The following is an 8,542-nucleotide window of genomic DNA, read 5'->3' as shown; positions in this document are numbered from 1 at the left end:
AATTGGAACCCTGGCTGCCATTGCAGTCAGGTAGGGTGATAGCGGCACTTGTATATCATCGCCCAGAAAGGAAACATCCTGTTTTGAACGTACCGACCCATCGGGCAGCCGATCTCCCAAAATGGCCACAAACTCGCCGCTGCTCAGGGCGTCTGAGACCTGGATCATGGCCATCGGACCGTTTTCCAAAGCGATGATTTTCTCGCTCACTTCCGGGTTGATATTCTCCAGAAGGCGGGTGCTTTTCTCGGCATGTTTTGTGAACATCAAATAGCGCACGGATAGCCCCGGAAGTTCGCGGTCCAACGCACGCAATGCCTCAAAACTTCCGTAATGCGCGCCCAGCAAGACGGCCCCTTTGCCCTGGGTCACCAACTCCTGAATAGGCTCGGCGCCGCGTACCGACACGTCAAACTGGTCAACACCACGCCCCAGAAGTCGCACCCGATCAAAGAAGGCGTGACTGAAGGTTTTAGCATGCCGCATACGTTCGGACAGTGTCGGAGCGCGGCCCAGGATTCGGCTAAGAAAGGCGATTGAGGCTCTGGTGCTCAGCCGCCGAGTGTCGATCGCAAAGACCAGCGCGATGACCCAAAGGAGCGGCACATAAATGAAGCGGGGTGGTCTGCTTGCCAGCAGCCGCATGAACTTCAGCTGCCACATAGATCCAGATTCCCTGGCTTTGATCCAGCCAGTCGCCTGCCCATCCTCGGATGCCTGCTCAGCCATCTGTTGGGCGCAGTTCTACCCGCGCGTTAGCCAGGGTATCGGTCCCTGAGATCCACGCGAGTTTGGCAAGGGTTTCCTCTATTTCTAAGGTGATCTCAAACGGTTGATCCGGGCTGAGTTGGCGCAAGAACTTCATGCGCTGAACGCATTTAATCTCATATCCGATGTCCCGTAGTCCCTGTTCTGCAAAGCCCAAAAAAACTGCCCCGGGAACAATAGGGTTCCCGGGGAAATGGCCGTCCAAAAATTTTGAATTTGGATCAATGCCATCGAAAGCAATCAGCTGCACAGCCAATCCTCCGCGTAAACCTTTGAGACTGAAGTTACTTCAGGCAAAAGATCACGTCGTTGGTCAAGTTTTCGATCCAGCTGTTGTAGCGTCTATGGATGGTGTTATTTTCAGAGTCGTATTTCATGTTTCTCGAGTCCCGATAGGAGATCTTGAAGGCCGATTTGCTGTATTCGACGTCAACTTCCACATAGTGCTTCCCGCGTACTCTCAGCTGGCCAATCAGCTTCCCGGTCGCCACACGGCTGAACTCCCAGCCACGTGCCGAGCTGCAGGTCTTGAGAGCATTTTCAACCTGGCGAGTCGTGGGATTCTTTGAAGTCACTTCGCTCAGATTTACATAGGAGGTCTGGATCGTTTCCAGAGCTGCAGCCGGAACGGCTGTCAATGGCTGCAGGGCAAAGGCTGCCAGGAAAGCATAGGTCAGAAATTTCATTTCATATCTCCTCGATTTTGGTCGTGATTAAAAAGTCCCATGGCCTTCAAAAAGCCCATTGGGCGGAGGCCCCTAAGAAGTAGGAATTCGGTGACGAGCCCAAAAAGCCGCATGAAGTCACGCAGGGGGTCAAAATGGCTAGGACGGAGGACAAAGCCTTCGTAGCGAGCCTTGAGGGGCACATAGTCAAAGGCAATTCCCTTTTCCGCAGCACAGAGCAAGGCGGCGGTTTCGAATTTGAAACCGCGCGTATGGCGCTTGGGGATGTCGAGCCGTTTTAAAGCGGTCGCCGGGTAAAGCCGCATGCCACATTGGGCGTCCTTGATCCTGCGCCCACAGGCCCAGCCAATAAAGAAGTTGCCAAATTTAATGCCCTTGCGCCGATAACCGGGCATATTCTCCATATCGGCAGAGCGATCTCCCAGGATAAGGGCCAAGGGATTATCCTGATGCTTTGCCAGAAATTTCGGGATATCCGCCGGGTCATGCTGCATGTCAGCATCCAGCACGATCACTGCCGTTGCACCTTTGTCCATTGCCGACTGGAAACCTTCGACCAGGCGATCCCCCTTGCCCAGGTTGATTTCATGACGCAGCACAGTGGCACCGGTATCAGATAAGGACTCCGCCGTGCCATCTGTGGATCCATCATCAACCACAATGACCCGGTCCACCAAGGGGATGGTTTCCTCGACCACCTGCTGAACGGTCAGGATCTCGTTATGTGCCGGGATCAGTGCAAAAAAACTGGCCATGAGGGATCAGCGCCTGCTATCGGCGCGCAACATATTCAGAGAAACAGCCCAGCAAGGAGTTGTGCTCGACTGTCGTGAACCCTGCTTTGCGCAGGCTGTCCAAGACGTTTTCGATGGGAACCATCTGATCCATGGATTCCCAGTAATAGCGCATCAGACGAAAGACATTGCGGTCTCTGGTCAGGATCATCGCGACTGTGGGCAGGATATGCTTGAAGTAGAGGCGGAACAGGGCCTTTGGAATGGCTTTTTCTGGTACTGTCACATCCATGATCAACACCTTGCCGCCGTCCTTCAGAACGCGGTGATATTCCGCAAAGCTGTCCTCCAGACTGTCAACGTGACGCAGGGCAAACCCCATGGTCAGAAAGTCGAAGCTTTCGCTTTCAACGGGCAGTTTTTCTGCCGTGGACTGGTGAAAAATGACAGGAACCAGTTTCTTGGCCTCAGCGATCATGCCCGCCGAGGGTTCAACGCATTCAATCTGTTTGGGATCATCCAGAATGGTCATCAGCGCCCGTGCCACCTGACCGGTGCCGGTCGCGACATCAAGAACACGCATCTCAGAGGTCACACCATTGCGGCGAAGGGCTTCGCGGCGATACCAGTCGCCAGAGCCGAACCAGCCCCATTTTGCGATGGCCTCATAGTTTTTAGCAGTGTCGTCAAACACCTGACGCAGGAAGGCCTGCTTTTCTGCGTGAGATTCGTAATACTCACCAACTACGATTGGTTTGTTGCCATCTGACATCGATAAGGCCTTGCGTCTAGATTTTGGCCAAAACTTTCGAATCAGATCTTTGGCTCTTCAGCGCAACTTATACCAGTAGAAAAATCAAACCTGCCAGCCCTTCAAAGTGTCTAACCCGCACAGCGAAGTGATTTAATAGTAGTTTGTGGCGTTACATTCGGCGTGTATAGACTGGTTTGCACCCGTACCAAGCTGATGGAAGTCATGGATACCTTTGCCCGCGAAGAAACCGTTCAGTCAAAGCGACTTTTGCCATATTTGGCTGCCTGGCTGAGAACCCGTGTCTATGAAGCCTTTGTTTTTCTGGTCAGTATTACAGCTGGTGCTTGCATCATTTTTTACCTGCACTGGCGGCCCACGCCGGTATTGGTGCGCCGATTGCTTCGGTTTTGGTCCTGTGGCTATATTTACGGCGCCAAATACATCCTTGGGGTGAATTTCAAGATCGAAGGCCAGGAGCATATTCCCTCGGGGCCCGTAATCTATATGGGCAATCACCTTACCGCCTGGGAATCCGTGATGATGACGGTGCTGGTGCCGCATGTGAACATGGTAACCAAGCGCGCCGCCATGTCTATTCCGGTGTTTGGTTGGGGTTTGAAACATGCCCCAATGACGCCCATTGATCCCGACACCCCGGGCAAGAACATCCGTCGCTTGTTGAAAGAGGGCAAAGCCTCGATCCGCGAGGGCAGGAATATGGTCATTTTCCCGGAAGGGTCCCGCGTTCCTATCGGAGAAACACGCCCCTATGCGCGAGGGTTCGAGATACTGTACAAGCACTGCGGCGTGCAGGTTGTACCCTTTGTGACGGATTCAGGTCTCCATTGGCCATCGGGCTACTCGACAAAACCACCTGCGGTGATCACGCTGCGGTTCTTGCCACCCGTCGATGCAGGCAAAGACCCGAATGAATTTGCAGCGGAGCTGGAAGAAACCATTCGCTCGGAAGCGGCAAAATTGATGGCTCCGCAGGTTTAAGCCTGTGGGGCCAAACCTACGCGGCGAGAAACTGCGGACCTGAGCCTAGGCACAGCTATAGCAGGCTAGCCATGCAACCCAGCCTTCCTTAACAGATCCAGCATTGTTGTACGGGTGATCTTCCCGGTAGCAGAACGGGGAATTTCAGGAAGAAACAACAGCTTTTTAGGGACAAAGGCTGCGTCGAGATGGAGCAAGAGGTGGCGGCGCACCAGGCTGCGTATCTCCGATTCTGACAGGGAACTGTCCTGAGGCGATACCACAGCTATGGCCAGGGCATCGGACTCGCTGCGTTTGTCGTGCAGGAAAATCCCATCGGCTATCCCTGCAACCTCAGAAAGGATCGCATTCAAGGCGGGAAGTCGGCTGCGTTTTCCGCGCACGCTCACCATATCACCAGCGCGGCCAAGCAGGGTAAAGCGCCCGTCCGGGTGTTGCTCGATCTCGTCTTCCAGCGCGATAGGTTCCGGCAGATGCGGAGCGGTCGCCAGGCAGGTTTTTTGCACCTTTTGCAGTTCAAACCCAGCCGAGAAGCTCCAGGCGTCTTCAAAAGCGGTTTGCCGCAGCGCCATGGAGCCGGTCTCGGTGCTGCCATAGATCTCCATGACCTTTAGGCTTTCTCTGGCGGCCAGTTTCTGAGCCAGCGCCTGTGGGAAAGGTGCTGTGGCAGAGAGCACGCAGATAATTTCTGGTGCGGCCAAAATGGCTGTCTCCAGAAACCGCAGATGTGCAGGGCTGGTGATCAGTACTAGCTTGGAAATCCCGCAGGCGCGCGCCGCCTCAATCGCCGCTTCCAGGTCGGCCGGATAGAAAATGGTGTCCCGATAGGTGGCGTGGCCAAAGCCAAGCGTGGCAAAAATCGTGGCCTCCAGCCCGTACATATGACCATGGGGCGTAGTGCCCAGCAGGCCAACTTCGGTCGGCAGAGCATCAAAGTCCTGTATGATCTGATCGGTTATTGCCGCACCACCACGTAGCATCTTCCATGTTTTAACGTTGCATTTCGGCTGCTTGGTCGAGCCTGAGCTATAGACTCGAATTTCTGTGGGATTGTCTTGCAGTGCCGTTGCATAGTCCCAGTTCGCTACCTGTTCAGGCTGCGCAGCTTCAAACGACAGGCGGGCGGCAAGCGCGTCATGTTCTGGGTTGTTGCTCAGGATGACTGGGGCAGGCGCATCGGCAATCGAAGAGCGGATCGCTTCAGTTGCCAGCGACGGCGGCAGGATAATTGCCTGTTTGTTCAACAAACCTGCGGCAATACCCAGGGCAAATTGGTGGCGATCCTGAAACAGATTGCAGATCGAACCCGCCCCCTGCAATTGATTTCGCAGGGCAGCAAGATCGGTGACGAATTGCTTTTGATCAATAATGCCATCTTTTGAAAAGAACAGCTTTCTGTCTTCTGCATACATGTTCAGATATCCAGTTTCTTCCAGGTATCACGCCGCATGATCAAAGACATAGAGCGCTGCCAGGTTTCCGGTCGCTTAAACCGGACTCGTGCGATTTCGTGAGATATGACAAACCACAGCGCCTGAGCAACCAGAAGCGTGACCAAAATTATGCCAGCAAGGGCGCGCAGAGGCTCTGCCACAAGGGCAAGTATGCCCAGGCCTGCCGAAAGCAGACCGACGCCCAGCCAGACAGCGCATTGTTGCCTTAGATAGGCCGTGAATTCACAAGATGGGTTTGGTCCCAAATGGGCGAATGTGACGAACTGGAGCAGAATGCTGGGCTGCCCGCGCAGCAGATTATGCCCAAAGACATAGGCCATGCTTAGGTTGATCGCGATGACGGCGAGATAGGGCACAAATTGCAGCTCTGGCCACCAGAACGACAAGAGCACCCCCAAAGGCCCGCCTATACCCAGCAAGATGAGCCTAGCCCTGTGCAGGCCGCAGATATCACGCAAAAACAGCGAGAAGACATGCAGGGTAAACAGAATGAAGACAGCATTCAGCAAGGGGGACGCAAACAGCCAACAGGAGATAAGCAAGGCAGCCGTGACGGCGCCCCTCAGATGAGGAGGCCAGCCTGCTGGATTTAGGCTCACGTCTTCCGGTTTTCCGCGATGTGACTGGAGAGGGCGCGCACACAAGAGAAGATCTCTTCGTTGCGCTCATCATCGGAGCGCAGTTTGAAGCCGTAGGTCTCGCTGATGGCAAAGGCAATTTCCAGGGCGTCGATGGAGTCAAGCCCAAGCCCCTCACCGAACAGAGGAGCATCAAAATCGATTTCCGCAGCAGTTACGTCATCCAGAACCAAAGCATTCACAATCAATTCAGCGACTTCAATCTGTAGCTTTTCAAAATCGCCCTGATCTGCAAGTTGGGTTACTGACATGTCTGCTCCATTTTTTGGCACTGCCCCGAAGCAGATTTCGCTACGGCCTGTTTAGCAGCAATTTATTATCTGCCGGAAACTGTCCCGTCTAGCCAGAAATGGGGCGAGTTTATTCGCTATCATGCACAATCACCAGACGAGTAACCTGGATTCTTAGTGAAGTGGCCCCACTAAACTGGACGGTTTAGCGGCGCAGCTAAGATGTAATCAGGTTGGTTTCATGCCGCCTTTTGGTTTAGTTCTGCGTTAAAGAATGCGTCGTCCGGGGATCGTTTGTCGAGAGCTGTGGGAGGCCGCCCCGAGTTGTGAAACCCGATCCAGTCCTTGATCACGCGTTTGGATTGGAACCCATCCTGCAATTCATGCAGATAGAGGGCCTCCTGTTTGAGCGATCACCACAGCCGTTCGGTGAAGATATTGTCGAGATAACAGCCCCGTCCATCCATGGATTTTTTGATACTGGCCTCGGTCAAGGTCGTGACCCAGGCTGCACCCGTGAACTGCGATCCTTGGACGCCCTTCTAAGAGTCAAGCAGCGACCTGCGCCTGATTGATCTCTTTCTGGCACCGATCGTATGACTGTCGGTGTTCATGATCTCTGGCTTGCCGTTTTTGGGAACGGCCTCGTTCAATGCCTCAACGCAGAAGCTGGCATCCAATGTGTTCGACAGTCGCCATGCTACCACCTTGCGGGTCGGCCAATCCATGATTGCCACCAGATACAAGAACCCACGCCGCACTGGAATGTAGGTAATGTCGCTGCACCAAACATGGCTTGGGCCTGTGATAGCCAACGTTCGCAGCAGGTATGGGCAAATCCGGTGCTGGGGATGCTTTTTCCTGGTGTTTGGCCCTCTATAGAAATCCAAAAAGTGCCCAGGTCATCTTCCGCATGAGAGAGAACGGAAGCGAGAAGTTCTAACACGGTTCCTTGCCTGCTTCTGTAAGTAGAAAATTGAAACCCGATTGGGTAGGTATTAGTTTTCGAGGGTGGCTTCAGAGGTGGGCTTGAACAATGAAGTTTAAAAAATCTACTTTACAGAGTGTTAGTTCGGTTGTTGGAGTCCTCTCCTAGGCACCACTCTTCCCCTGACATTTCCAGACCCTCGCCCCTGCTCCGCACCAAGGGCAATCCGCCTTTTGGATTTAATGCCTGCATGGGGGACCAGCGGCTGCGCGCAATTCCGCCCCATCGGACTTACGTCTTGCAAATCTATCAGTGCTTTAACGCGGTCTTTAGCCCTCTGATGTACCCTCGGGATAGCCTTAAATGGAGCGAAGCGCCCGGCATCGCAGATCTCGCAGGGGTGTTGCCAAGGCCTGGCTAGCGAGAGGCGCGCGATATTTCTCTCATCGCCCTGTCTCCAGACCGGTCAGGCAGTTGAGTTCGCTCAGCAATGCCCCTATTTCAAAGATAACGCATCCGCCATAGGGCCGGGGCCTCAGAACAATGACAAAGATGACCCGCAACAGGGGCACCTACCGGCAAAGGATTTTTGCAGTGGCCAACCACCTATATCAGAGCGATCTGCCCGATGACCTTAGGCTTGGTCCCATCGTGGCCATCGATTGCGAAACGATGGGGCTGAACCCGCAGCGCGACCGGTTGTGCGTCGTGCAGCTGTCAGACGGCGACGGCAATGCCCATATCGTGCAGATCGCCAGAGGCCAGAATGAGGCACCAAACCTCTGCGCCCTGCTGGAGAATAAGGATGTGCTGAAACTGTTCCACTTTGGCCGGTTTGACATTGCCGCCATGTATAACGCTTTTGGCGCCCTGGCCGCGCCGGTCTATTGCACCAAAATCGCCAGCCGTCTGGTACGCACCTATACCGACCGCCACGGGTTGCGGAACCTGACGCAGGAGCTCATCAGTGTTGATATATCTAAACAACAACAGATGAGCGACTGGGGCGCAAAGAAGCTGACAAAGGCCCAGCTCGACTACGCGGCCTCAGATGTTTTGTACCTGCATCGCCTGCGCGATGCGCTCAACAAACGGCTGGAGCGCGAAGGCCGCAGCGAGATGGCTCAGGCCTGTTTTGATTTTCTGCCAATGCGTGCCAAACTGGATCTCGCTGGATGGCCCGATACGGATATTTTTGCACACTCATGACCGATTCAGAAAAACTCCTCGCCACCGCCCGTCAGGTGGCCACCGATGAAGCCCGTGCACTGGAGGCTCTGGCCGAAAGCTTTGATGACCGCTTTGTCGAAGCCGCCAATCTGGTTCTGGCCGCAACCGCTCGCATCATCAT

Annotated in this window: 10 protein-coding genes and 2 pseudogenes; 3 read left to right on the top strand and 9 right to left on the bottom strand. The window is 54.3% G+C overall.

Annotation, left to right across the window (positions count from 1 at the left end):
• The 5 genes from ABJP42_RS08365 to ABJP42_RS08345 form a co-directional block, all read right to left on the bottom strand.
• Positions 1-729: hypothetical protein (locus ABJP42_RS08365; protein WP_348339874.1), on the bottom strand; the 729-nt coding region annotated here is incomplete at its 3' end.
• Positions 722-1,018 (bottom strand): ApeI family dehydratase, encoded by a 297-nt coding sequence (locus ABJP42_RS08360; RefSeq protein ID WP_348339873.1) that lies wholly within the window; start codon positions 1,016-1,018, stop codon positions 722-724. The genes ABJP42_RS08365 and ABJP42_RS08360, both read right to left, overlap by 8 nt.
• A gap of 34 nt (positions 1,019-1,052) precedes the next feature.
• Complete coding sequence (locus tag ABJP42_RS08355) at positions 1,053-1,454, bottom strand: hypothetical protein (RefSeq protein ID WP_348339872.1); 402 nt, start codon at positions 1,452-1,454, stop codon at positions 1,053-1,055.
• The gene (locus ABJP42_RS08350; RefSeq protein WP_348339871.1) at positions 1,451-2,209 is read right to left on the bottom strand and encodes a glycosyltransferase family 2 protein; all 759 of its coding nucleotides are present in this window, start codon (positions 2,207-2,209) and stop codon (positions 1,451-1,453) included. The genes ABJP42_RS08355 and ABJP42_RS08350 overlap by 4 nt, the downstream gene beginning before the upstream one ends.
• Before the next feature lie 16 nt (positions 2,210-2,225).
• Positions 2,226-2,960, bottom strand: coding sequence for a class I SAM-dependent methyltransferase (locus ABJP42_RS08345; protein WP_348339870.1), 735 nt, complete (start codon positions 2,958-2,960; stop codon positions 2,226-2,228).
• Between the two features lie 162 nt (positions 2,961-3,122).
• Here ABJP42_RS08345 and ABJP42_RS08340 point away from each other — a divergent pair, with 162 nt between their 5' ends.
• Positions 3,123-3,941, top strand: a complete 819-nt coding sequence (locus ABJP42_RS08340) for a lysophospholipid acyltransferase family protein (protein WP_348339869.1) — start codon at positions 3,123-3,125, stop codon at positions 3,939-3,941.
• Between the two features lie 65 nt (positions 3,942-4,006).
• Here the strand turns inward: ABJP42_RS08340 and ABJP42_RS08335 are convergent, their stop codons facing one another.
• The 4 genes and pseudogenes from ABJP42_RS08335 to ABJP42_RS20745 all read right to left on the bottom strand — a co-directional run.
• Positions 4,007-5,353, bottom strand: coding sequence for an AMP-binding protein (locus tag ABJP42_RS08335; RefSeq protein ID WP_348339868.1), 1,347 nt, complete (start codon positions 5,351-5,353; stop codon positions 4,007-4,009).
• 2 nt (positions 5,354-5,355) lie between these two features.
• Positions 5,356-5,904 carry a hypothetical protein gene (locus ABJP42_RS08330; protein WP_348339867.1) on the bottom strand — a complete coding sequence of 183 codons (549 nt, stop codon included), beginning with the start codon at positions 5,902-5,904 and terminating at the stop codon, positions 5,356-5,358.
• Between the two features lie 86 nt (positions 5,905-5,990).
• The gene (locus ABJP42_RS08325) at positions 5,991-6,284 is read right to left on the bottom strand and encodes a phosphopantetheine-binding protein (protein ID WP_348339866.1); all 294 of its coding nucleotides are present in this window, start codon (positions 6,282-6,284) and stop codon (positions 5,991-5,993) included.
• Positions 6,285-6,679: 395 nt separating this feature from the next.
• Positions 6,680-7,144: pseudogene (locus ABJP42_RS20745) on the bottom strand (DDE-type integrase/transposase/recombinase); the annotation flags it as partial.
• A 641-nt stretch (positions 7,145-7,785) separates the two neighbouring features.
• Between ABJP42_RS20745 and ABJP42_RS08320 the strand changes: the two are divergent.
• Together ABJP42_RS08320 and ABJP42_RS20740 are read left to right on the top strand one after the other, a co-directional pair.
• Positions 7,786-8,400: a ribonuclease D gene (locus tag ABJP42_RS08320; RefSeq protein ID WP_348339865.1), complete on the top strand. Its 615-nt coding sequence runs from the start codon at positions 7,786-7,788 to the stop codon at positions 8,398-8,400.
• Positions 8,397-8,542: pseudogene (locus tag ABJP42_RS20740) on the top strand (KpsF/GutQ family sugar-phosphate isomerase); the annotation flags it as partial. The gene ABJP42_RS08320 and the pseudogene ABJP42_RS20740, both read left to right, overlap by 4 nt.

The organism is Pseudophaeobacter sp. (genome assembly GCF_039971195.1).
In the GTDB taxonomy this organism is placed as follows: Bacteria; Pseudomonadota; Alphaproteobacteria; order Rhodobacterales; family Rhodobacteraceae; genus Pseudophaeobacter.
Note: the sequence above shows the minus strand (reverse complement) of the source record. Positions and strands in the feature narration are given on the sequence as shown.